We start from the raw sequence: 20164 nt of genomic DNA on the forward strand, positions 1-20164 counted from the left end.
GATCAGGAGCGAGACGATGAGATAGACGATGATGGCTGCGATGATGATCACGAACAGGAGGAGGTTCGCGAGCAGGAGTCCGACGTAGTTCTCCCGGCCTTCGCTGAGGAACGTCCCGAAGCCCGTGTGGCCGACCACGCCTTCGTGCGCCATCCCGATGATCCCGCCCTCGATGAACGGGTAGACGAAGACCGTGACGACGAGCGAGACGGCCGAGGTGAGTAGGCTGGAAACGAGGGGGTCGTTTGCGATGGGGAGGAGCTGGACGACGGTCGAGAGCAGACTGATTCCCATGACGACGACCATCGCCGCGAAGATGATAGGATTCCGACGCACTGCCGCACCGGCGCTCGAAACCGCGGAGATCGCACCCATGGAAATTTCCACACCCAAACTTCACACAACGCTATCCATTTCCGCCACGAATTTTCCGACCGCGGTCCGCCCCGCTCTCACTCGTCCGTGCGTTCGCTGTAGGCGGCGTACCGGAGGAGGTTGAGGCTCCAGTCGGCGGGGAGTTCGGAGACGAGGTCGTTGATCCCGGTCTGCTCGTACTCGCCGTCGAGCACCGCCGCGATGTGGTCGGCGGCCTTGCCGTAGGCGACGCTTTTCCCCTCCCGTTCGGCCGCCTCGCGGTCGGTGAGGTCGTCGGCGTGTTCGATCGCGTCGAGCTTGTGCATCCCGCTCAGCACGCGGAGCCGCAGCCGAACGTTCTCCAGGTCCGTGCGGTCTGCCTCGTCGAGCATACCGCGCCCTTCACCGGCCCGTCCTATAAACCGTGCGTCGTTCGGGCGGCCCCGGCGTAGGTCTCGCGGATGGTCTCGGCAAGCGGCCCCGCCTGGTCGATCGCGAGCGCGACGAGGACGAACGGTTCGTCCGCCGGTCGGATGACGAAGCCCGCGAACGGCGGCTCCGCGCCCTCCGCGAGCCGGTCGATGAGCGGTTCGAGCGGGGTGACGCCGTCCCGGAACTCGGCGAAGAGGTCGCGTTCGCCCGACTGCTTCGCGAAGGTGTAGACGACACCGTTCGGCTCGCCGTCGGTGTCCCTGGTCACCCGGGAGTTCATTGCCTGCCCCTCACGCTCGGCCTCGTTCCACGTCTCGCGTGCGGCCTCGAAGATCCCCGTCGCGCCGTCGACGAACTCGACGGTGGTTTCGGTCTCGACCTCGACGGCCGCGAACCGCGGGCCGTCCACCCAGGCGATCTCGGCTGCCACCCGGTTCCCGGGTTCGAGTTCCGCCACCCGGTCCGCGAGGTCGCCCTCGTAGCCGGTCGAGGGGACGTACATCGGGTCCTGGCTCTCGACGTCGAGCAGGAGGAGTTCGTCGGGGTCGCGCGGGCTCCGGAGGACGCGGTAGGTCCCGGCGGTCGTCTGCATGGTCGGTCTTGCGCCGTCGCGGTGAAAACCCGTTCGACCACGAAGGCTTTGGCTTCGCCGCCCCATCTCGACCCATGCGCGTCGTTTCGCTGCTCCCGTCGGCGACCGAGATCGTCTTCGCGCTCGGGGTCGAACCCGTCGGGGTCTCCCACGAGTGCGACTATCCACCTGCGGCGACCGAGAAACCCGCCGTCAACCGCTCGCGGGTGGACGCCGAAGCGTCGAGCGCCGAGATAGATCGACAAGTCCTCGAAGCCGAGGAGGGCGAAGGCGTCTACGACATCGACCTCGCGACCCTCGACCGGCTTGACCCCGACCTCGTGGTCTCTCAGGGGATCTGTGACGTCTGTGCCGTGGATTCGGTGCTCGTGCGGGAGGCCATCGACCGGTTGGACCTCGACTGCGAGGTACTCACGACCGACCCGCACTCCCTCGGGGACGTGTTCTCCGACATCCGCCGGGTCGGGCGAGCCGTGGACCGAGAGGAGCGAGCCGACGACCTCGTCGAATCCCTCGAAGCCCGCGTCGCGGCGGTCGAGGCGACGACGGGATCCGTCGAGCGCCGTCCGCGTGTGGCGGTGCTCGACTGGATCGACCCCGTGATGACCGCCGGTCATTGGGTTCCCGAGATGGTCGACCTCGCGGGTGGCTCCGAGGGCTTCACCGAACCCGGTGGTGCCTCGCGCCCGCGCGAGTGGGACGCGACCCGCGAGTACGACCCCGAGGTGCTCGTGGTCGCCCCCTGTGGCTTCGACCTCCACCAGACCGCCGAGAACCTCGCCGATCTCACCGAGCGCGAGGGCTGGCACGATCTCACCGCCGTCCGGGAGGGCCGCGCCTACGCGCTCGACGGCCACCGGTTCATGAACCGCCCCGGGCCGCGGCTCGTCGACTCGCTCGAACACCTCGCGGGGCTGGTCCAGCCCGAACTGTTCGACGCGCCGCCGTCGGACGTCGCCCGACCGCTTCGGCCGGCGCGCGCCGAACTCTAGCCCTTATTCCGCGACCGCACACGACCCGACGTACTCGACCTCGTCGACCGACTCGATACCGTTCTCGCCACAGACCGGACAGTCCGGATCCGATTTGATCGGGAGCTCCTCGAAGTTCATCCCGAGCGCGTCGTAGTGGAGCAGTCGGCCGTCGAGGCTCTCGCCGATCCCGACGAGGTGTTTGACGGTCTCGGTGGCCTGTATCGAGCCCACGACCCCCGGCAGCACGCCGAGCACGCCCGTGGTCGCGCAGTCGGGGACCGTGCCGGCGGGCGGGGCTTCGGCGAACAGACACCGATAGCACGGCGATCCCTCGGCGAAGGTCGTGATCTGGCCCTCGAAGCGGTAGATCGCGCCGTGGGAGAAGGGGATCCCCGCGAGCGTGCACGCGTCGTTGACGAGGTACCGCGTCCGAAAGTTGTCGGCCCCGTCGACCACGAAGTCGTAGTCGGCGACGAGGTCGGCGACGGTGTCGGGTCCGACGCGGACGTCGTGGGGTTCGACCACGACGTCGGGGTTCAGGTCCGCGACGAACGCGGCCGCGCTCTCGATCTTCTTTCGGCCCACGTCGTCGTCGCCGTGGATTACCTGGCGCTGGAGGTTGCTCCGTTCGACGATGTCGTCGTCGGCGATCCCGAGGGTTCCGACGCCCGCGGCCGCGAGATATTCGATGACGGGCGAGCCGAGCCCGCCGGCACCGACGACGAGGACGCGCGAATCGAGCAGCGCCGACTGGCCCGCGGGTCCCACGCCGTCCATGATGATGTGACGCGAGTACCGGTCGAGCTGGGTGCCGTCGAGACTGAGACCGCTCATACCGAACCTACGCGCCCGGCGGAATAAGCCCGCGGGTGACTCCCGCTTCGGCGGTCACTGGGGCTCGGTTCGACCGCGCCGACCATGGATGGTCATGCGATCGACACGGCCGTCGTCCCCGTGTTCGGGCCGCCGGTGCGAGCGCGGATGTCTACTTTTATGGTTCATGGCTTTCTACCGGTATCCAACATGCGAACGAATACCCTCGTTGTCGCCCTCGTGTCGGCCCTGCTGATAGCGGGTGCCGGCGCTGGCGGTGCGCTCGCGGCCACGGGCCCCCTCCATCCGCAGCAGTCGACGACCGATACCGGGAACACCACGACGGCGGAGAGCACGACCACGGCGAGTGACTCGGCCACCGAGGCGGCGACCGCCGACGGGAGCACGGGCACCGCCGGCGCGTCGGACGGGCCGAGCATCACGTTCAACGACCAGGAGTCGAGCGGTGAGACGATCCTCGTCGACTCGGCGACGCTCCCCACCAACGGCTTCATCGTCATCAACGGTACCAGCGGCGGGGAGGAACGGGTCATCGGGTCGTCGTACCTCCTCAACGGCGGGATCGCCGACAACATCCGTATCGAGCTCAACCGCCCGCTGAACGGTTCGGAGTCCCTGACCGCGGTGCTCTACGCTGACTCCAACGGCAACGGTGCGTTCGACGCCGACGCCGACGAGCCGGTCTATCAGGGCGACTCCGACCGCCGGGTCGTCGACATCGCGGACGTCACGGTCCAGGACAGCTCCGGCACCGCCACCAGCGGTGAGGGCGACGCGACGAGCGCCGCCACCCAGGCCGACTCGGGCGGTGCCGAAACGACCGCCGCGAGCGACGGCGGGGCCGGAACGAGCGGCGAGGCGAACGGGAGCGCCGGGAACGAGAGCGGTGGCAGTGGCGGGAGCGGGCCCGGCTTCGGACCCGTGGTCGCCGTCATCGCGTTGCTCGGGGTCGCGTTCCTCGTGCGTCGGCGCTGAACCCGTCGAACCGAGACGTTTTCCAGCCGTTCAGTAACTCACTGCTCGTCGCGTGCGTCGGCGATGAGGTCGCAGAGCCTCGTCGCGACCCGCTCCGTGGCGGTGATCTGGAGCGGTGCGGCATCGACCCGGTCGAGTCGAATATGTTCGACCGTCGCCTCGATCGTCATCATCCCGCTCCCGCTCCGGAGGTTCCGGAGCACGTCGAGGAGCAACAGTACACCGATGAGGACGACCACGACACCGACCGACATCCCGATGATCCGGTCGGCGATCACCAACGTCCCGAGCCCGGCGGCGGTGAACACCACCCCGCCGGCCGTGAGGTCACGGTAGCTCCCCCCGGCCGACGAGCCGGTCTCGGACCGCGTTTCGACCCCGGCGATCCGGGTGTAGTCCACGATCTCCTCGCCCGTCCGCGTCACGCAGACCAGCCGTCGCTCGGTCGCCGCGAACAACGCCTCCTCCGACCCGTCGTCGTGCTCGACCTCGCCGCTCCACTCCACCACTGGAACCTCGTCCGGCGCGAAGGGGTAGTCGTCCCGGGGACCGGGTCGGGCTTTACCCTCGGTCGCCATGCGGGCCCTCATGACCGGCCGCTATATGAAATCATTCACATCGGTCGCAAGCCGGCCTATGCCCTCACTTACCACGCGACGACGCGTCGGTCGGTGCCCTGATCCGCGGTGAGCGTCCGTCGATAGCGCCGCGCAGTGCCTCGTTATGCCCCTCGGACCGACAGACGGCGGCAGCTCGTTGGTGTGTGAAACCTTCCCCTCCCGAGAGTACGGACCGTAGTTTCAATCCCCATCCCCATCTCGACACGACCGCAGTCAGCTACCAAGGGCTGCCATCGCTTGCAAGACTTGCTTTCGGAACGGTCCGTGCCATCCTTCACGGGCCGTTCATCCATCGTACGCACCGAATCGGCGACCGACGGCTGTGGGGACCACCGATTCGATCGAGTGGGATCGAGGGGCTTCGAACTACGCGAACGTCGCTCGCTCCGCTCGCCCGTTCTCTCATTCGCATCCGCCCTCTCATCCAGAATTCACTGCTCGCTGTCGCTCGCGGGAATTCATGGGCTCAGGCGGATTCGAACCACCGATCTCGGCCTTGTAAAGGCCGCGTCATAACCAACTAGACCACGAGCCCCGTATGGGCGAACCGGGGCACGGAAAATAACCCTTTCCGTCGGTCGTCGGAACGGTTTAGGCTCCACGCGACCAGCCTCGGATATGTCGCTCCAGCGCATCGTGAACATCGTCTTCGGGCTTTCGGTGGTCGCGCTGGTGGTGACCTCGGCGGTGGTCGCCGGCGTGGTCCCCTCGCCGATGTCGCTGATGGGCACCCCCCAGGAGTACGACCGTGCCGAGGTCACGATCACGAACAACTGCTCTCGGACCCTCGGGACGGTCGACGTCCGGATCGCCGACACCTACCAGAAGAAGTACACCGGGCTCTCCGACACCCCCTCGCTCGCGAACGGCTCCGGGATGCTGTTCACCTACGAGGAGTCCTCCGAGCACACCTACGTGATGCGCGAGATGGACTACCCGCTCGACATCGTCTTCATCGGGGCCGACGGCCGGATCAACGCGATCCGGGAAGCGCCGGCACCCGGACCGAACGAGAACGGCGAGTCGATCGAACGGACCGGGGAAGGGAAGTACATCCTCGAAGTCCCGCGCGGGTGGATGCGGAGCCACGGGATCCACGTCGGCCACCGAGTCACGATCGAGAACTCCGACTGAGGAGTTCGTCCCCGTGGACACCGAAACCCGGGGATTTTCGCCGGAGAGCGGTTCTGTCCGTTGAGAAGTGTTTTAAGCGAGTACCCGTTTCGATCGTCCAATGAGTTTTTCTTTCGATGAGGACGACCCTTTTGAAGAACAACGGGAGGGAACGGACAACGCGATGCGCCAGCTCTTCGCGGTCTACGGTCGCGAGAACTGGTTTTCCTTCGCCGTGGGGACACTCACGAGTCTCGTCGCCCGGATGCTCGACCTCCTGCCGCCGCTGCTCCTCGGTATCGGGATCGACGCGGTCTTCCGCGGTAACCGGGCGTTCACCCTCGACCCGATACCGGTCGCCCAGTCGTCGCTTCCGACGACGCGAACGGGCCAGTTCTGGCTGCTCGTCGGGCTGATCTGTGTCTCCTTTTTCGGTGGTGCGATCTTCCACTACGGTCGTAACTGGGGCTGGAACGCCTTCTCGCAGAACATCCAGCACGCCGTTCGAACCGACACCTACGACAAGATGCAGCGGCTCAACATGGACTTCTTCGCCGACAAGCAGACCGGCGAGATGATGTCGATCCTCTCGAACGACGTCAACAGACTCGAACAGTTCCTCAACGGCGGGCTGAACTCGCTGTTCAGACTCTCGGCGATGGTCGTGGGAATCGCCGCGATCATGCTCAAACTCAACTGGCAGCTCGCGCTGGTATCGCTGATTCCGGTCCCGCTGGTAGCGGTGTTCACCTACTACTTCATCAAGCGCATCCAGCCCAAATACGCGGAGGTTCGCTCCTCGGTGGGGCAGGTCAACTCCCGGCTCGAAAACAACCTCGGTGGGATCCAAGTCATCAAGTCTACCAGCACCGAGGATTACGAGTCAGACCGGGTTGACGACGTCTCACAGGCCTACTACGACGCCAACTGGGGTGCCATCCGAATCCGGATCAAGTTCTTCCCGATGCTCCAGGTCATCTCCGGGATCGGCTTCGTGCTCACCTTCCTCGTCGGCGGCTACTGGGTACTTACTGGCGTCGCGCCCGGTCCGTTCACCGGAACTCTCACGGTTGGGACGTTCACCACGTTCATCCTCTATACACAACGATTCATCTGGCCGATGGCGCAGTTCGGCGAGATCATCAACATGTACCAGCGCGCCCGCGCCTCCGCCGAGCGGATCTTCGGGCTGATGAACGAACCCAGCCGGCTCGCCCAGGACCCCGACGCAACCGACCTCACCGTGACCGAGGGCCGCGTCGAGTACGACGACGTGACCTTCGGCTACGAGGCGGAACGCGGCGACGGCGGGCCCACGGTCGAGGACGTCTCCTTCGACGTCCACGGCGGCGAGACGATCGCGCTCGTCGGACCAACGGGCGCGGGGAAATCAACAGTATTGAAACTCCTGCTCAGGATGTACGACGTCGACGAGGGCGAGATACGGGTCGACGGCACCGACATCGACGAGGTCACGCTGTCGAGCCTCCGGCGCGCGATCGGCTACGTCTCTCAGGAGTCGTATCTCTTCTACGGGACGATCAAGGAGAACATCGCCTACGGGACCTTCGAAGCGAGCGACGAGGAGATAGTCGAGGCCGCCAAAGCCGCCGAAGCCCACGAGTTCATCACCAACCTCCCGGAGGGCTACGAGACGATGGCGGGCGAGCGGGGTGTGAAACTCTCGGGGGGCCAGCGCCAGCGCATCACCATCGCGCGCGCCATCCTGAGCGACCCCGAGATCATGATCCTCGACGAGGCGACTTCCGATGTGGATACCGAGACCGAGATGCTGATCCAGCGCTCGCTCGACCGCCTCACCGAGGAGCGAACCACCTTCTCGATCGCCCACCGGCTCTCGACGATCAAGGACGCCGACCAGATCGTGGTGCTGGAGAACGGTCGGGTCCGCGAACACGGGTCCCACGAAGAACTCATCGACGAAAGCGGGTTGTACGCGAACCTCTGGGCGGTCCAGGCCGGCGAGATCGACGAGCTCCCCGAGGAGTTCATCGAGCGTGCGACCCAGCGCCAGGCTCAGACCGCCGAAAGCGGCGACGACTGATCAGAGCGACTGTTCTTCGTCGTCCCCGTCCTCACCCTCGTCGGGTTCCTCGCCGATACCCGCCGAGTCACGGTCGGAGTAGTTCTCCCGACCGATCGCGTCGTCGCCGACCATGTTCATGATCATGGTTTCGAGTTCTTCCTTGTCCTGGTAGGTCTGTTCTTCGTCTTGGAGGGTTCCGAGCACCTCTTCGAGCGTCGCGTCGCCGTTCGGAAGTTCGAGTTCGGCGTCGCCGTGGTCGGCGACGAGGTCCGAGTGCTCGACCGGATAGTCGAGCGACTCCATCGTCTCCTCGAACGCGCCGAACTCGATGCCCTGCTGTCGGGTTTCGTCGGTATCACTCATCGAGTCGCCCGACGACGGGCGTACTCAAATGGGTTATGCCTGCTTAAGCCGCTGGCCCCGTTCGCCCCCCGTATGGACCTCACCGCGGCGACCTGGACCGACGTTGCGGACGCCGAGACCGACCTCGCGGTCGTGCCCGTCGGAAGCACCGAACAGCACGGCCCGCACGCCCCTCTCGGAACCGACCGCCTCACCGCACGCGCGGTCGCCGAGGGTGCCGTCGAGGTCTACGAGGAGACAAACGACCAAGCGGTCGCTCTCGCGCCGACGGTTCCCGTCGGGATCGCCGAGGAGCATCGCGGATTTTCGGGCACGCTCTGGGTCACGCCCGACACCTTCCGGCGCTACGTCCGCGAGGTCGTCGCGAGCCTCGCTTTTCATGGGTTCGATCGGGTGGTGCTCGTGAACGGCCACGGCGGCAACGTCGACGCGCTCCGAGAGGTCTCGGCGGCCATCACCCGCCACGACGCGGCCTACGCCGTGCCGTTCACCTGGTTCGACGCGATCGGCGCGGAGGGGATGGGCCACGGTGGCCCGGTCGAGACCGCCCTCCTGCGGGCCACCCACCCGGACCTCGTTCGCGACGACCGGATCGAGACGGCCCGCGAGGACGCGAGCGAGCGCTGGGGCGAGTGGGTTTCGGGAACCAATCTTGCAGTCGATTCGGCCGAGTTCACCGAGAACGGCGTCGTCGGTGATCCGGCGGAGGGCTCTATCGACCGCGGCGAGGACCTCCTCGAACGGTCGACCGCGTCGCTCGTGGACCTGCTCGACGCCATTGCCGAACGCGACGTGGACGGCTCGACGGACGGGTGAGGAGCGAGATTGGGGTTACTCGGCGGCTTCGGCCTCACCCTCGTCCGCGTCGGCTTCGTCTGACTCCTCGTCCGACTCGCTTGCCTCCGAGTCGTCCGTCTCACCGGCGTCGCTCGCCTCGTCGAGCGCGCCGCGGAGTTCGGGCACCGTGCTCGCCAGGCCCGACGCCTGTTCGTGGGCCTCCTCGACGTCCGTGAGGACGCTGTCGAGGGTCTCGATCCGGGCTTCGAGGTCGTCGCTGTCCTCGAAGACCTCGGCGCGTTTGCCCATCGCGTACCACTTCTTCGCCTCCCGGAGGTCCTCGGCGGCGTCGTCGACGTCGAGCGCCGAGCGCAACGAGTTGAGCACCCCGAGGGTGTTGTCGGCCTCGACGGACCAGATCGCGTCGCCGTCCGGGAGCGCGTTCGCCACCGCGTCGAGGCGCTCCTCGACGTCGCTTCGGATGTCGTCGGCCGCCTCGTCGAAGAGGTCGTCGTCCTCGAACGTCGACTGACTCATGCGTGGGCTTCGCTGCCGCAGGGTTTAAAAGCGCGCCCGAAAGCGAAAGTGAAACCCCGCCTCGCTTTTCCCACCTCGTCATGGAGCCACAACGACGAGTCGCGGCGTTCGTCGCCGACCACGACCTCGACGCCCCGCCCGAGTACCGGATCCTCGACCTCGCCGCCGAGGTCGGCGAGATCGCGGCCGACGCGACGGAATCGTCGGCCTACGGGGCCGATCCGGAGAACTTCTCGGTGAGCCCCGACGAGGTCGGCGACGTGCTGTTCTCGGTGCTCGCGCTCGCGGATTCGCTCGACGTCGACGCCGACGACGCCCTCGACGAGGCGCTCGGAAAGTACGAGACCCGGCTCGACGAGACGGGGGGCGCGTCGTCCGGGAAGTGAATCACTCGATTTCTTCGACCGACTCGACCGCCATCAGCGGGTAACCGTCCTCCATCGCCATCCCCGCCGTGACGCGCTGACCGTCGCACTCGACGACGATCTCGACCTCCATGAACTTCCCACTCAACTCGGTGTAGCCGTGGTCGATGGCGGCAGCGAGTTCGTCGTCGAGGATCTCGACCGCGACGGACTCGCAGTGGGGCTGGTTCTCGATGGACTCCTCGATGGCGCGCGCGAGGCTCGTGGCGCTCTCGGGGCTCACCGGCGTGCCGGCGAACTGGTGGTAGAGCGAGCCGAACTTGATGCCGGTCTCGAAGCAGGCGCGTTCGGCGGTTGAGGGTTCGGTGGTGGCAGTGCTGTCGGTGGTGTCGGATTCGGTGACCGCGTCGTCGCTCATGGCTTCGGTTTCGTGTCGAGCGGGCAAATAGACTGTTCAATGGGTTTCGTTTGGAGCTTCGTTTCGTGACCCGATTTCGTTCCAGTGACCGACTCGTTGCCGGCGATCTTTCACACCGACGGCTTATTCGCTGACCACGACTCCTGACGCAAGTGAGAGCCGCGACCGCCCGCCCCGCGACGGCCACACGCCTCCCCAGCCGATTCGCTCCATTCGCGTTCGCTCACTCCGCTCATCCCTCGCACGATGTCTCCGGTTGGTGCTCGCTATCGCTCGCACCAACCGCAAGCGCGCGCCACCGCGGCTGATCCGTGTGGACCTCGAATTGCGGCTCGTGGATATCGGTCGCGTCTCTCACGAAATATCCGGTGAGACGGGGCGAGGAACCCTGTTCCGGTCTCTCACGGAATTCCTTTAGGTCGTGAGCCGTCAGTTCGGGCATGGATTACGAAGCAAGTCTCGACCGCGCGATGGATTCGGTCCCCGACCTCGACACCGGCGACTCGCGCCTCGATGTCCCAAGCGCCGAGGCCCAGAAGGACGGTGCCTTCACCCGCCTCACCAACCTCGGCCGTATCGCCGACGCGCTCTCGCGCGACCCCGAACACATCCACAGCGTGATCCAGCGCGAACTCGGGACCAACGGCCAGTTCGACGCCGGCCGCTCGCGGTTCAACGGCACCTTTTCGAGCGACGACTTCGACGAGGCCATCCGGAGCTACACCGAGGAGTTCGTGATCTGCTCGGAGTGCGGCCTGCCCGACACCCACCTCGAAACCGAGGGCCGGACCCAGATGCTCCGGTGTGAGGCCTGTGGGGCCTTCCGTCCCGTCGAGAAGAACACCGGCTCCCAGCAGACCCGCCAGCGCCCCGACGTCGAGGAGGGTCGAACCTACGAGGTCGAGATCACCGGCACGGGCCGGAAGGGCGACGGCGTGGCCGAACGCGGCGAGTACACCATCTTCGTCCCCGGTGCACAGGAGGGCGACGTGGTCGAGATCTACATCGAGAACATCAGCGGGACGCTGGCGTTCGCGCGGCTCGCCTGAGACGGAACCCGAACCGCACGTTTCTTATCGCCCCCTATCCGAAGCCCACTCGAATGGGGGAGAGGGTACGGGAGTCGAGCGTACTGCTTACCGGCGCGTCCGGACGAGTCGGCCGCGCGATCCTCGGCCGGCTCGGCGACGCCTACGACTGGCGATGCCTCGACCGGGACCGACCGACCCGCGAGTTCGACCACGAGTTCGTGGTGGCGGATATCACCGACGAGGAGGCGATGGCCGAGGCGATGGTCGGCATCGACGCGGTGGTCCACCTCGCGGGCGACCCGCGCCCCGAAGCACCGTGGGACAGCGTGCTCGCTAACAACATCGACGGGACCAGGACCGTCCTCGAAGCCGCCGTCGAGGCCGGGGTCGAACGGTTCGTCTTCGCCTCCTCGAACCACGCCGTCGGGGGCTACGAAACCGAAGACCGGGTGCCCGAACTCTACCGTCCGCCCGACGAGTTCCGGCTCGACGGCACCGAACTCCCGCGACCCGGCAACCTCTACGGCGTGAGTAAGGCCGCCGGCGAGACCCTCTGTCGGTACTACCACGACGAATCCGAAATGGGGGTCGTCTGCGTTCGGATCGGCAACCTCACCGAATCCCACCCGCCGGAGGACTACGAACGTGGCCAGGCGATGTGGCTCTCCTACCGCGACTGCGCCCACCTCTTCGAGCGATGTCTCGACGCCGACTACGGTTTCGAGATCGTCTACGGGATCTCCGACAACGACCGGAAGTACTACTCGATCGACCGCGCCCGCGAGGTGCTGGGCTACGACCCGCAGGACAACTCCGCCGAGCACGACGACGACTGATCACCGTTTCCGCCACGGAAACCGCGCGAGCTTGTGTGTATCGCTGGTCGCGACGTCGATCTCCTTCCGACGATGCTCGGTGCGCCGTGGCGAGTCAGTCGATTTCCCGTAGAAGATTCTTCGTGTCGTTCGAATCGGCTATCGTGTCCATCCGTGCATCGGTATCGAGGAGTGTTCCGACCCGCCGCTCGAACTCCGCCTCGGAGATGGTTCCGGCCGCGTACTGCCGTTTCACGACGATGAGGGGGTCGTCCTGGTCCATCCCTGACGTCGATGTCGTATTCGTTTTCGAGTACGCCCTCGTCGATTCGAGGTTCCCGATGAGTGAGAGGTAGACCGGCCAGAGCATCATGACCGAGAGAAGGACGGCCCCGGAGCCGACCGTGGCGAGCACGAGAGCGATGGGCGTCCAGAGGACTCCTAAACTCACGACGATACCGACAGACCAGAGGAGGGTAAATGCACCGAGCGGGCCGGCCAAGACCCCGAGGAGGAGTCGACCGGCAGCACCGTCCGGTGTGTAGTGCTCGATCCGTTCGTGCCACCGGTGTCGCGTCGTCAGTGGTGACGTGCTGGTGACCATTAAAGAAAGGTCACACGAGAACGATAACAATCTTTCCCTCAACGCTGCTCGAACAGGCCGTCGACGCTCTCGTCGCGTGCACGCCGTCGACGGGTATGTTCCGCGAGGCGCTGGTAGACGATCCCTCGATTCTCCTCGCGCGCGAGGTCGTAGACGAGGGTCACGAACGGGCTGGTCGCCTGGCCATCCTCTAGATCCGCTTTGGCGTAGTCGATGGCGCGGTCGAGTTGCTCGACGTCGAACCCGTCGGCCTCGGCGAGCGCCCTGGCGACGACCGCGCTCGCCTCGAAGTCGAGGGCCGCGACGTGGAGCGCGGTCCCTCGATGGGTCAGCTCGACCGGCGGGGTGTGCTCGATGTCCGGGTCGGCAGCGAACCGCACGAGGAACCCTCGAACATCGTCGACGTTGACGTCGCGGTAGTCCTCGGGGAGTGCTTCGAGGTACTCGCGAGCGTTCTCTGCGAGCCCCGTCGCGCCCGCCTGGTTCCCCTGGGTCGCGTGGTGGACCGCCGCGGTGAGTTGGATGAGGCCGTGGAGCAGCCGCTCGTCGTCGCCCGTTCGGTCGAGCCAGCACTCCTCCCAGGCGTCGTGGGCGGCGTGGTATCGGCCCGAGTTGTAGACGGCGATCCCGGCCCGGAGCGCGGGGACGACCGGGTCGGCAGCGGGGTCGTCGGTGCTCGCGGGGCGGGTCACGGGCTCACCCGCTGGCGAGGTGTTCTTCGATCAGATCGACGTTTCGCCGGTTGGCCTTGAACGCGGCGTCGGCGACGGTCCCGAGGACGGGTATCGAGCCGCTCGCCGTGTCGATCGAGATGTTCACGACCATCTGGGCCAGCGTCTTCCCTGGAACCCCGATCCGGGCGGCCTCGCCGACGATGTACATCGAGAGTATCGCCCCCGCGACGTCGCCCGAGACCGGCACGATACTGAGGATCGGGTCGGCACCGACCCGGTAGTTGGTTCCGGGGACGCGAAACGCCTCGTCGAGGAAGGTCGCGGCGGCACGCGTGCGTTTGAGCGCGGCGCGCTCGGCACGGTCGAGGTCGTCGAGGTCGAGGTCGTCAGCCATACGCTTCCCTGTCCTCCCAAACGGATAGATGCACCGCCAGCACCTGCCGACCGAACGCGTCGTCCGTCGACCTGTCCATCGGACCTCCGATCGGGGCACGCGAAGGGCTATACCCGACCGGGGACCACGGGGGACATGCGAGAGTGCTTCGAGGACATCGAGGTGGGCGACGAGCAGTCGTTTGGGAGCCGCGACGTGACCCGCGAGGAGATACTCGAGTTCGCCGAGCGCTACGACCCGCAGTCGTTCCACACCGACGAGGCGGCGGCGAGCGAGTCGCTGTTCGGGGGGCTGATCGCGAGCGGTTGGCACACCGCCTCGATGACGATGCGAATGTTGGTCGAGAACGTCTTCGAGGACTCGGCGGCGACCGGCGCGGTCGGTGTCGACGAACTCCGGTGGCCGAACCCCGTCAGACCCGGCGACACCCTCTCGGTCCACACCGAGGTCGAGGCGACCGAAGACTGGAACGACAGCCTCGGGCTCGTTCGGAGTCGAACCACGACGCTGAACCAGGACGACGAGGTGGTGCTGTCGATGGTCGGACTCTCGCTCTACGAGCGGCGCGACGCGGCCTGACCTAAGACTCGAGGACGAACAGCCCGAGCCCGGTGGTGAGAAACCCTGCCGGAACCCCGAGCACCGTGAGCGGGATCGAACGGACGCTCGCGCCACCGTCGCGGCTGTACTGGAGTTCGCCGTCGGCGACCCCTCGGTATTCGATGGGGCTGACACCAGCGATCTCGCCGCTCGTCGAGTGACACGTCGCCGTCGGTCCGAGCACGGCCACGCCGACCACGACCGCGAGGCCGAGCGCCACGACGGCGAGACCGGCCGCGGTTCTGCGCTGCATATCCGGCCCATGCCCGCACGGGGGCACCGACCGCCGGATGGTTGCGAGCGCGTGATGAACATTCATAAGCATACGGCGAGCGAGTAGGTGATATGAGCGACCACGAGTACACCCTCACCGTGCGGCCGAACGCCCACCTCCGAGTTGCGTACAACGCCGACCGCGAGGGGCTCGAACGACTGGTGCTCGCCTTCGAGTACGGCCGCGACGGTCTGGACCACGACGACGCGGCCAGCGGGGTCGACTGGCACGGCTACGAGATCGCGCTGGCTCGCGACGGCCACACCCTGCTCGGCGACAACGGCGAGGCCTCGCGCGCCATCGAGCGCGCGTTCGACCGTGGCTTCGACGACGACCGGGTCCGCCGGGGTGTCGACGCCGCGAAGGGCTACGGCCAGCGACTCCGCAACCGCGTCGAGACCCTCCGCGGGTCGGCGGACGTCGAGGTCCCCACCGACTCGGTCGAGCCACCCGAGACCATCGAGGTGCCCGGTCCCGGCGGGCGGTCGATCGACGTCTCGCTGACCGAGACCGCGGCGACGTTCGAACTCTACGAGGACGGCGGCGGTAACTGGCGCTGGCGGCTGATGCACGACGACGGCCGCACCCTCGCCGTCAGCCCCTCGGGCTACGACTCACGCGAGGCCGCCGAGGAGCTCCTCACGGCACTCAAGACCAACGCGCTCGGGGCCGAAGTCAAGGACTGACCCCTCGGCTCGAACCGAATACGGCTCTGCTTGCGCGTCCGTACTTTCCTCGTCCCTGCTCGTTTCGACTCACCGGAGCCGGGCCTCCCACTCGGGCGCGCTCATCGACTCCCCGGAGACGCCGTCCGGTCCCTGCGCGGCGAGCAGGACGGCCGCCTCGTCCATGACGTCGGGGTCCTGAACCGCCTCGCGCTCCGCCGGCGGGAGATGTGACCGCTTCTCGTCGGTGTCCCAGAACCCGGTGTTCGTGCTGCCAGCGGGGGTGATCGCGTTCGCGTTGATCCCGTCGTCGGCGTGTTCGAGCGCGACGGTCTCGGTGAGCCCTTCGAGCCCGTGTTTCGAGCTCACGTAGGGTCCCCAGCCGGCTTCGCCGTGCTTTCCGTAGGCCGAGGAGACGTTGACGACGTCCCCCGAATCGCGCTCGATCATGCTCGGGAGCGCGTAGCGCAGACAGAGAAACGCGCCGGTGAGGTTGGTTTCGAGCACCGTGGCCCACTCCTCGGGTTCGATCCGGTGGACGGGCTTGAGCTCGCTCTGGAGGCTCAACAGCCCGACCGCCGCGTTGTTCACGAGCACGTCGACCCCGCCGAACCGCTCGAGCGCCGTGTCGATCACGGCTTCGACTTCCGCCGCCCGCCGGATGTCCGCGGGTTCGGCCACGACCGATTCCGGGTGGGCGTCGACCAGCGTTTCCAGCTGGTCGGCGCTCCGTGCGGTGGCGACGACGTTGGCTCCTTCCTCGGCGTATCGCTCGACTATCGACCGCCCGATCCCGCGGCTCGCACCCGTCACGACCGCGACGGTTCCCGACAAATCCATGCTCGGGGATGGGCTGTCATGGACTTATACTCCAACCCGAGGTAACGGAGTCTACGTGCGCATTTCCCGATCACTGGCTCTGGAGGCCAGTAGAATAGTCCACGTAGAGCGCCGGGGGCATTCAGTGTTAGACACCCGGATAGGATGCGCTTCTGTCCTCACGGTGCAATTCGACGAGACGACTCTTGATAAAGACGCGCGTCATTGGCTGTTGGCCAAGACCAGCTCAAAGATACTGCTGTTCGCTAGCTGTCTCGGAGATGCGACGGTTCAATCAGGTCTAATTTCCCACCAGGATAGATGAACGCCGTGATCCCGTCATCCTCTAACTGATCACGTGGTATTTCCTCCTCTCGTTCATCCCAATCCGGTATGTACGAATCCAGTTCTGGTAACGGAACTACGATGACCACTTGGTCCTCCGGGCGGTATGTAGGATCCTCTGTAGACCAAGTCCCGCCGTTAGCCTGCCAGCGACTGGCAACAACATCGGGGAGATTTACAACCACTAGATTTCCGGGGTTCTCTTCTCCCTCCTTGTGAACGATGTCGCCATAGATGAACTGAAATTCGCCCTCTTCGTATTCTACAGACCGATCTAATGAGGCGTTGATTGGTTCGTCGCCCGCCGTTTGAACGATTCCTCCTTCGTCGTCAGGTGGGCTTTGCCCACCGCCTCCTTTGCGTGGTGTCATTGTTATGATGTTACGCTGCCGAATTCTCCGAGCTCTGCTTGAGGGTTCTCGAAAGCATCGTTTCGCCGGTTAATGTTGGGGGACAAGAGAGCTCGGCTAAACTCGCCTTGACCAACTCGTATCTCTTTGAGGAGCTCGCTCTTCCCGGAGAACGCCTTGGCCTCGTTGGGTAGGTATGCTAAGTGAGTCGGACCGATACGCCCGTTCACGTATATTCCCTGAATGTTTGAGGTGCTCAGTGCGGAGTTCATGTCTTCCCTCATCCGATATCTCGACCGATATCCGGTAGCATCGAAGCCAACCAGGGTTCGACCAAAGTCGTTCAGCAGTTCGTCGAATCTCTGAAAGTGCCAGGGTTCCCACCCGAGTACCATCGGGTTGTACTCGATGTCAACGTTGTACCTCCCAAAGCCCTCCCCGTAGAATCGCTGGAGACCGACCGAGATGTTGATCTGTCGCCGATTCTCACGAGGTGTCATTTTCTCCTCGTACGTCCACCTATCACCGAGAAACGCGTAATCGATGTACGGCTCCAACTCAAGGCATCGCTGGAGTACGTCGCCCGGATCTCGGTCTTTGAGTTTTTCCCCGTCCTCCCAATCGACCAAGATGAGCTGTTGATTGGGTCCAACGAGATCGTCTACAGGGTTGTCCAGTAGCCAGTGTGAATCGCCAACCTTCACCTGGAGAAACGGGACGGACTCGTGACCACAAAAGAGCTCGCGCTCATTAGGGTTGAACGGGTCGACTTTCGCGACGAACTGGCGTGGTGGGTAGAGTTTCGGCATGGTTCTGTTTTCAGGTGCGGTTTTGTCTCGAAGGCACCTGGTTACCACTAAGTGTCTCTACGAACTAAAGCCTTGTTCAAAGTGCGTCCAACAACTAGCGTGGGGAGCCGATTTCTGTGCACAAGAAGGGGTGGCAAGCATAAGTGGTGTGCTAAGTGACGCATATAACGAAGGACTTTAGCCCAAATCGAGAAAGAGAAACTATGACCGAACGAGTTCATTTCATTCCAGTTGGATTTGACTTTGAGCGGCTCATCTTCCCGATCTCAAAGGGACAGATGGAGGCCGATCGGGTTGTCCTCATTACGAACGCTGGTGACCTAGATGAGGAACTGAACGAGGCTGCGAAGCTTGCGGGCAATATGACCCAGCGCTTAGAAGAGTCATTCGAACTGATAGATGTCGAAGTTGAACAGAAACCTATCGAGACCGATAAGATGTTTGAGTATGAGACGCTCTATCCAATGGCATACGAGTACATACTTGACGAACTAGAGCGGGGGAACGAGGTCTTTGTCAATATCTCATCTATGCCAAGAACGGTCGCCTTCGCATTCGCTACTGCAGCAGATTCCATTATTACCGAGTATCAAGAGGAGATCGAGGAGATTCGGGATTCATTACACACCTACTATGTTTCCCCGGAAAACTATCTGGTCCAAGAAATGATGGAAGTTCTCGAGGACACTAGCGAATTTCTAAAACAGTATGAGGATTTGCGCGCACACAACATAATTAGTGATATTCAACAGCTTCTTGACCGAATCAATAAGAGAGGAGTCACCGAAGGTGCCCGAAGCCTAAACGGTCAGATGTATGTTGAGTTTCCCTCGTCCCCGCGCAGTAGCGTAGATGATTTCGAGAGAACCATTTTGGATTTCCTGTTTGAAGGGGATACAGTCGCATCAACATCGGCGCTTGCTGAAGAACTAGCGCAGGTTCTCAACGAGGAATACAACGAATCATTCCGGAGCCGAGTGCAGTACAACGTATCAAAGCTTGACGAAAAGGGATATGTGGATCGTGAGTGGGTCGGAAACCGACTGGAAACAGAGCTATCGACGATGGGGAGGATGTGGGTGAAAACACATGATAACCCGCGAATTCATGACTAGAAATCTATATATTCCTGCTTTGTATATCTATACACGAGAAAGTCATAGACGCTGAAAAGTCCGGGCGTTGCACCGCCCGAACGCGGCTTTCTCATGGAACTGAAAGCCCATGGAACTACACAGCAGCGATGGCACTATAAGCTCGGTAGAGAAGCGCACACGATGTGAGACCTTCGCGTCCACCGTGTGCCGAAACGGCGTCGTCAACGTGCGTAACGAGCCGTACGGCGATGAATCGCTATATCTGTGAATTCTTTTCCACGCAAATAGCTCGCCCTGCTCACCGAGTTGTGGCACGAAAACGTCCTGGCGGAGTCCTGCGCGAACGGAGTGAGCGCAGGGCACGCCAGGTCGTGAACGAACGAAGTGAGTGAACGTCCTGGCGGAGATTTGAACTCCGGTCACCGGCTCCGCAGGCCAGTAGGATAGTCCACTACCCAACCAGGACTCACCCTCACTACAGGAGTTCCGGTTAAACGCGTTACGATCCACCCGCCACAAGAGCCATGCCCCCACCACCCAACCCGAGGGCATGAACCGTCGACGCGTGCTCGCGAGCGCGGGCGTCGCCCTCCTCGGGATCCTCGGCGGCTGTAGCGGCGACGACGGGACGGGTGCGAACGGCTCCGAAGCGACGGCTGGCTCGACCGGAACCGACGGACCGGACGGCACGAGCGCCCGACCCACGACCGGGGCGACGAGCGGGAGCGAAACGTCGGCCCGCGAATCGACGGGGACCGGCCGACCCGTCACGACCGACGGTGAGCCAACGACCGAACCCGCGACGACCACATCTGCGACCACCCAGCCCGAGACCACCGACGCGTCGGCGACCGTGACGACCGGGAGCGATGGGACGGCGACACCGCCTCCCGATCCACAATCGACCCAGTTGGGAGAGGGGGCAGCCATCACCTTCGAGGAGGGTGGGTCACGGGTCGTCGTCACCGGGACGATCATGGCCCAGGACGGCTGCCGGCGGGCGGTGCTCGACTCGGTCCAGTCGGACGGCGGGACCCTCGTGGTCTCGGTGGGTACCGAGCGCGATGCCGGCACGGACGTGATGTGCACCCAGGCGCTCACGCCCGTCGAGTACCGGTTCGCCGTCACCCCCGACGACCTGCCCGACTCGGTGCGAGTGGTCCACGACGGCGCTGGCGACCGACGGACCGTCGCGACGACCGACCGGACCGGCTGATCCGTTCGGGCCCCGAAACCCGGCCCGGACGGGGATCCGACGACACCGCGAAACCGCCGGAGGGAGGCGG

At 64.7% G+C, this 20164-nt stretch carries 26 protein-coding genes, 2 tRNA genes and 1 pseudogene; 12 read left to right on the forward strand and 17 right to left on the reverse strand.

What is annotated here, in order from left to right; all coding sequences use genetic code 11:
- The 3 genes and pseudogenes from D3261_RS10245 to D3261_RS10255 form a co-directional block, all read right to left on the reverse strand.
- Window positions 1-375 (reverse strand): annotated as a pseudogene (locus D3261_RS10245) (hypothetical protein); the annotation flags it as partial.
- Window positions 376-452: 77 nt separating this feature from the next.
- Window positions 453-746 carry a hypothetical protein gene (locus tag D3261_RS10250; RefSeq protein ID WP_120072058.1) on the reverse strand — a complete coding sequence of 98 codons (294 nt, stop codon included), beginning with the start codon at window positions 744-746 and terminating at the stop codon, window positions 453-455.
- 23 nt (window positions 747-769) lie between these two features.
- Complete coding sequence (locus tag D3261_RS10255) at window positions 770-1378, reverse strand: DUF6663 family protein (RefSeq protein WP_120072060.1); 609 nt, start codon at window positions 1376-1378, stop codon at window positions 770-772.
- Between the two features lie 74 nt (window positions 1379-1452).
- Between D3261_RS10255 and D3261_RS10260 the strand changes: the two genes are divergently transcribed.
- Window positions 1453-2370 carry a cobalamin-binding protein gene (locus D3261_RS10260; RefSeq protein WP_120072062.1) on the forward strand — a complete coding sequence of 306 codons (918 nt, stop codon included), beginning with the start codon at window positions 1453-1455 and terminating at the stop codon, window positions 2368-2370.
- 3 nt (window positions 2371-2373) lie between these two features.
- Here the strand turns inward: D3261_RS10260 and D3261_RS10265 are convergent, their stop codons facing one another.
- Window positions 2374-3186 carry a molybdopterin-synthase adenylyltransferase MoeB gene (locus tag D3261_RS10265; protein WP_120072064.1) on the reverse strand — a complete coding sequence of 271 codons (813 nt, stop codon included), beginning with the start codon at window positions 3184-3186 and terminating at the stop codon, window positions 2374-2376.
- A 189-nt stretch (window positions 3187-3375) separates the two neighbouring features.
- On the opposite strand from D3261_RS10265, the gene D3261_RS10270 reads away from it, so the two are divergent.
- Window positions 3376-4161, forward strand: coding sequence for a PGF-CTERM sorting domain-containing protein (locus tag D3261_RS10270; RefSeq protein ID WP_120072066.1), 786 nt, complete (start codon window positions 3376-3378; stop codon window positions 4159-4161).
- Window positions 4162-4199: 38 nt separating this feature from the next.
- On the opposite strand, the gene D3261_RS10275 is transcribed toward D3261_RS10270, so the two are convergent.
- Window positions 4200-4739 carry a hypothetical protein gene (locus D3261_RS10275; RefSeq protein ID WP_120072068.1) on the reverse strand — a complete coding sequence of 180 codons (540 nt, stop codon included), beginning with the start codon at window positions 4737-4739 and terminating at the stop codon, window positions 4200-4202.
- Window positions 4740-5242: 503 nt separating this feature from the next.
- Window positions 5243-5316, reverse strand: a tRNA-Val gene (locus D3261_RS10280).
- 83 nt (window positions 5317-5399) lie between these two features.
- On the opposite strand from D3261_RS10280, the gene D3261_RS10285 reads away from it, so the two are divergent.
- Both D3261_RS10285 and D3261_RS10290 read left to right on the forward strand, forming a co-directional pair.
- Window positions 5400-5915, forward strand: coding sequence for a DUF192 domain-containing protein (locus tag D3261_RS10285; protein ID WP_120072070.1), 516 nt, complete (start codon window positions 5400-5402; stop codon window positions 5913-5915).
- Window positions 5916-6015: 100 nt separating this feature from the next.
- The gene (locus D3261_RS10290; RefSeq protein WP_120072072.1) at window positions 6016-7959 is read left to right on the forward strand and encodes an ABC transporter ATP-binding protein; all 1944 of its coding nucleotides are present in this window, start codon (window positions 6016-6018) and stop codon (window positions 7957-7959) included.
- Here the strand turns inward: D3261_RS10290 and D3261_RS10295 are convergent, their stop codons facing one another.
- Window positions 7960-8304 carry a DUF5789 family protein gene (locus D3261_RS10295; protein WP_120072074.1) on the reverse strand — a complete coding sequence of 115 codons (345 nt, stop codon included), beginning with the start codon at window positions 8302-8304 and terminating at the stop codon, window positions 7960-7962. It lies immediately after the preceding gene.
- A 72-nt stretch (window positions 8305-8376) separates the two neighbouring features.
- Here D3261_RS10295 and D3261_RS10300 point away from each other — a divergent pair, with 72 nt between their 5' ends.
- Entirely contained in the window at window positions 8377-9120 is a 744-nt protein-coding gene (locus D3261_RS10300; protein ID WP_120072076.1) for a creatininase family protein, read from the forward strand.
- A 15-nt stretch (window positions 9121-9135) separates the two neighbouring features.
- On the opposite strand, the gene D3261_RS10305 is transcribed toward D3261_RS10300, so the two are convergent.
- Entirely contained in the window at window positions 9136-9618 is a 483-nt protein-coding gene (locus D3261_RS10305) for a DUF5790 family protein (protein WP_120072078.1), read from the reverse strand.
- A gap of 80 nt (window positions 9619-9698) precedes the next feature.
- On the opposite strand from D3261_RS10305, the gene D3261_RS10310 reads away from it, so the two are divergent.
- Window positions 9699-10004: a MazG-like family protein gene (locus D3261_RS10310; protein WP_120072080.1), complete on the forward strand. Its 306-nt coding sequence runs from the start codon at window positions 9699-9701 to the stop codon at window positions 10002-10004.
- Between the two features lies 1 nt (window position 10005).
- On the opposite strand, the gene D3261_RS10315 is transcribed toward D3261_RS10310, so the two are convergent.
- Window positions 10006-10401 carry a dihydroneopterin aldolase family protein gene (locus tag D3261_RS10315; RefSeq protein WP_120072082.1) on the reverse strand — a complete coding sequence of 132 codons (396 nt, stop codon included), beginning with the start codon at window positions 10399-10401 and terminating at the stop codon, window positions 10006-10008.
- Window positions 10402-10841: 440 nt separating this feature from the next.
- On the opposite strand from D3261_RS10315, the gene D3261_RS10325 reads away from it, so the two are divergent.
- Together D3261_RS10325 and azf are read left to right on the forward strand one after the other, a co-directional pair.
- Complete coding sequence (locus D3261_RS10325; protein ID WP_120072086.1) at window positions 10842-11450, forward strand: translation initiation factor IF-2 subunit beta; 609 nt, start codon at window positions 10842-10844, stop codon at window positions 11448-11450.
- Window positions 11451-11503: 53 nt separating this feature from the next.
- Entirely contained in the window at window positions 11504-12268 is a 765-nt protein-coding gene (gene azf / locus D3261_RS10330) for an NAD-dependent glucose-6-phosphate dehydrogenase Azf (RefSeq protein ID WP_120072088.1), read from the forward strand.
- A 94-nt stretch (window positions 12269-12362) separates the two neighbouring features.
- On the opposite strand, the gene D3261_RS10335 is transcribed toward azf, so the two are convergent.
- The 3 genes from D3261_RS10335 to D3261_RS10345 are packed head-to-tail and all read right to left on the reverse strand — an operon-like array spanning window position 12363 to window position 13919.
- Complete coding sequence (locus tag D3261_RS10335; protein ID WP_120072090.1) at window positions 12363-12851, reverse strand: SHOCT domain-containing protein; 489 nt, start codon at window positions 12849-12851, stop codon at window positions 12363-12365.
- 38 nt (window positions 12852-12889) lie between these two features.
- Entirely contained in the window at window positions 12890-13543 is a 654-nt protein-coding gene (locus D3261_RS10340) for a DUF309 domain-containing protein (protein WP_120072092.1), read from the reverse strand.
- Window positions 13544-13547: 4 nt separating this feature from the next.
- A complete protein-coding gene (locus D3261_RS10345; RefSeq protein WP_120072094.1) occupies window positions 13548-13919 on the reverse strand; it encodes a DUF4112 domain-containing protein in 372 nt (123 codons plus the stop codon).
- A 135-nt stretch (window positions 13920-14054) separates the two neighbouring features.
- Here D3261_RS10345 and D3261_RS10350 point away from each other — a divergent pair, with 135 nt between their 5' ends.
- Window positions 14055-14498, forward strand: coding sequence for a MaoC family dehydratase (locus tag D3261_RS10350; protein ID WP_120072096.1), 444 nt, complete (start codon window positions 14055-14057; stop codon window positions 14496-14498).
- A 1-nt stretch (window position 14499) separates the two neighbouring features.
- Here D3261_RS10350 and D3261_RS10355 read toward each other — a convergent pair whose 3' ends face one another.
- Window positions 14500-14772: a hypothetical protein gene (locus D3261_RS10355; protein ID WP_120072098.1), complete on the reverse strand. Its 273-nt coding sequence runs from the start codon at window positions 14770-14772 to the stop codon at window positions 14500-14502.
- A 92-nt stretch (window positions 14773-14864) separates the two neighbouring features.
- On the opposite strand from D3261_RS10355, the gene D3261_RS10360 reads away from it, so the two are divergent.
- On the forward strand, window positions 14865-15479 hold the full coding sequence (locus tag D3261_RS10360; RefSeq protein ID WP_120072100.1) for a DUF1508 domain-containing protein: 615 nt from the start codon (window positions 14865-14867) through the stop codon (window positions 15477-15479).
- 69 nt (window positions 15480-15548) lie between these two features.
- Here the strand turns inward: D3261_RS10360 and D3261_RS10365 are convergent, their stop codons facing one another.
- The 3 genes from D3261_RS10365 to D3261_RS10375 all read right to left on the reverse strand — a co-directional run bounded on the left by D3261_RS10365 (window position 15549) and on the right by D3261_RS10375 (window position 17781).
- Window positions 15549-16298 carry an SDR family oxidoreductase gene (locus D3261_RS10365; protein WP_120072102.1) on the reverse strand — a complete coding sequence of 250 codons (750 nt, stop codon included), beginning with the start codon at window positions 16296-16298 and terminating at the stop codon, window positions 15549-15551.
- 245 nt (window positions 16299-16543) lie between these two features.
- Complete coding sequence (locus D3261_RS10370) at window positions 16544-16993, reverse strand: hypothetical protein (protein WP_120072104.1); 450 nt, start codon at window positions 16991-16993, stop codon at window positions 16544-16546.
- A gap of 2 nt (window positions 16994-16995) precedes the next feature.
- The gene (locus D3261_RS10375; protein WP_120072106.1) at window positions 16996-17781 is read right to left on the reverse strand and encodes a hypothetical protein; all 786 of its coding nucleotides are present in this window, start codon (window positions 17779-17781) and stop codon (window positions 16996-16998) included.
- Between the two features lie 203 nt (window positions 17782-17984).
- On the opposite strand from D3261_RS10375, the gene D3261_RS10380 reads away from it, so the two are divergent.
- Complete coding sequence (locus D3261_RS10380) at window positions 17985-18896, forward strand: DUF6293 family protein (RefSeq protein WP_120072108.1); 912 nt, start codon at window positions 17985-17987, stop codon at window positions 18894-18896.
- A 375-nt stretch (window positions 18897-19271) separates the two neighbouring features.
- On the opposite strand, the gene D3261_RS10385 is transcribed toward D3261_RS10380, so the two are convergent.
- Window positions 19272-19344: transfer RNA gene (locus D3261_RS10385), tRNA-Arg, on the reverse strand.
- Window positions 19345-19428: 84 nt separating this feature from the next.
- Here D3261_RS10385 and D3261_RS10390 point away from each other — a divergent pair.
- A complete protein-coding gene (locus tag D3261_RS10390; protein WP_120072110.1) occupies window positions 19429-20094 on the forward strand; it encodes a hypothetical protein in 666 nt (221 codons plus the stop codon).
- Window positions 20095-20164 lie beyond the last annotated feature (70 nt).

This window comes from Halococcus sp. IIIV-5B, from assembly GCF_003602035.1.
GTDB lineage: Archaea > Halobacteriota > Halobacteria > Halobacteriales > Halococcaceae > Halococcus > Halococcus salsus.

Bases quoted from the DNA above. Each gene is read 5' to 3' on its own strand.
- D3261_RS10250 (WP_120072058.1), bottom strand. From the start codon at position 746: ATGCTCGACGAGGCAGACCGCACGGACCTGGAGAACGTTCGGCTGCGG.
- D3261_RS10255 (WP_120072060.1), bottom strand. From the start codon at position 1,378: ATGCAGACGACCGCCGGGACCTACCGCGTCCTCCGGAGCCCGCGCGAC.
- D3261_RS10260 (WP_120072062.1), top strand. From the start codon at position 1,453: ATGCGCGTCGTTTCGCTGCTCCCGTCGGCGACCGAGATCGTCTTCGCG.
- D3261_RS10265 (WP_120072064.1), bottom strand. From the start codon at position 3,186: ATGAGCGGTCTCAGTCTCGACGGCACCCAGCTCGACCGGTACTCGCGT.
- D3261_RS10270 (WP_120072066.1), top strand. From the start codon at position 3,376: ATGCGAACGAATACCCTCGTTGTCGCCCTCGTGTCGGCCCTGCTGATA.
- D3261_RS10275 (WP_120072068.1), bottom strand. From the start codon at position 4,739: ATGGCGACCGAGGGTAAAGCCCGACCCGGTCCCCGGGACGACTACCCC.
- D3261_RS10285 (WP_120072070.1), top strand. From the start codon at position 5,400: ATGTCGCTCCAGCGCATCGTGAACATCGTCTTCGGGCTTTCGGTGGTC.
- D3261_RS10290 (WP_120072072.1), top strand. From the start codon at position 6,016: ATGAGTTTTTCTTTCGATGAGGACGACCCTTTTGAAGAACAACGGGAG.
- D3261_RS10295 (WP_120072074.1), bottom strand. From the start codon at position 8,304: ATGAGTGATACCGACGAAACCCGACAGCAGGGCATCGAGTTCGGCGCG.
- D3261_RS10300 (WP_120072076.1), top strand. From the start codon at position 8,377: ATGGACCTCACCGCGGCGACCTGGACCGACGTTGCGGACGCCGAGACC.
- D3261_RS10305 (WP_120072078.1), bottom strand. From the start codon at position 9,618: ATGAGTCAGTCGACGTTCGAGGACGACGACCTCTTCGACGAGGCGGCC.
- D3261_RS10310 (WP_120072080.1), top strand. From the start codon at position 9,699: ATGGAGCCACAACGACGAGTCGCGGCGTTCGTCGCCGACCACGACCTC.
- D3261_RS10315 (WP_120072082.1), bottom strand. From the start codon at position 10,401: ATGAGCGACGACGCGGTCACCGAATCCGACACCACCGACAGCACTGCC.
- D3261_RS10325 (WP_120072086.1), top strand. From the start codon at position 10,842: ATGGATTACGAAGCAAGTCTCGACCGCGCGATGGATTCGGTCCCCGAC.
- azf (WP_120072088.1), top strand. From the start codon at position 11,504: ATGGGGGAGAGGGTACGGGAGTCGAGCGTACTGCTTACCGGCGCGTCC.
- D3261_RS10335 (WP_120072090.1), bottom strand. From the start codon at position 12,851: ATGGTCACCAGCACGTCACCACTGACGACGCGACACCGGTGGCACGAA.
- D3261_RS10345 (WP_120072094.1), bottom strand. From the start codon at position 13,919: ATGGCTGACGACCTCGACCTCGACGACCTCGACCGTGCCGAGCGCGCC.
- D3261_RS10350 (WP_120072096.1), top strand. From the start codon at position 14,055: ATGCGAGAGTGCTTCGAGGACATCGAGGTGGGCGACGAGCAGTCGTTT.
- D3261_RS10355 (WP_120072098.1), bottom strand. From the start codon at position 14,772: ATGCAGCGCAGAACCGCGGCCGGTCTCGCCGTCGTGGCGCTCGGCCTC.
- D3261_RS10360 (WP_120072100.1), top strand. From the start codon at position 14,865: ATGAGCGACCACGAGTACACCCTCACCGTGCGGCCGAACGCCCACCTC.
- D3261_RS10365 (WP_120072102.1), bottom strand. From the start codon at position 16,298: ATGGATTTGTCGGGAACCGTCGCGGTCGTGACGGGTGCGAGCCGCGGG.
- D3261_RS10370 (WP_120072104.1), bottom strand. From the start codon at position 16,993: ATGACACCACGCAAAGGAGGCGGTGGGCAAAGCCCACCTGACGACGAA.
- D3261_RS10375 (WP_120072106.1), bottom strand. From the start codon at position 17,781: ATGCCGAAACTCTACCCACCACGCCAGTTCGTCGCGAAAGTCGACCCG.
- D3261_RS10380 (WP_120072108.1), top strand. From the start codon at position 17,985: ATGACCGAACGAGTTCATTTCATTCCAGTTGGATTTGACTTTGAGCGG.
- D3261_RS10390 (WP_120072110.1), top strand. From the start codon at position 19,429: ATGAACCGTCGACGCGTGCTCGCGAGCGCGGGCGTCGCCCTCCTCGGG.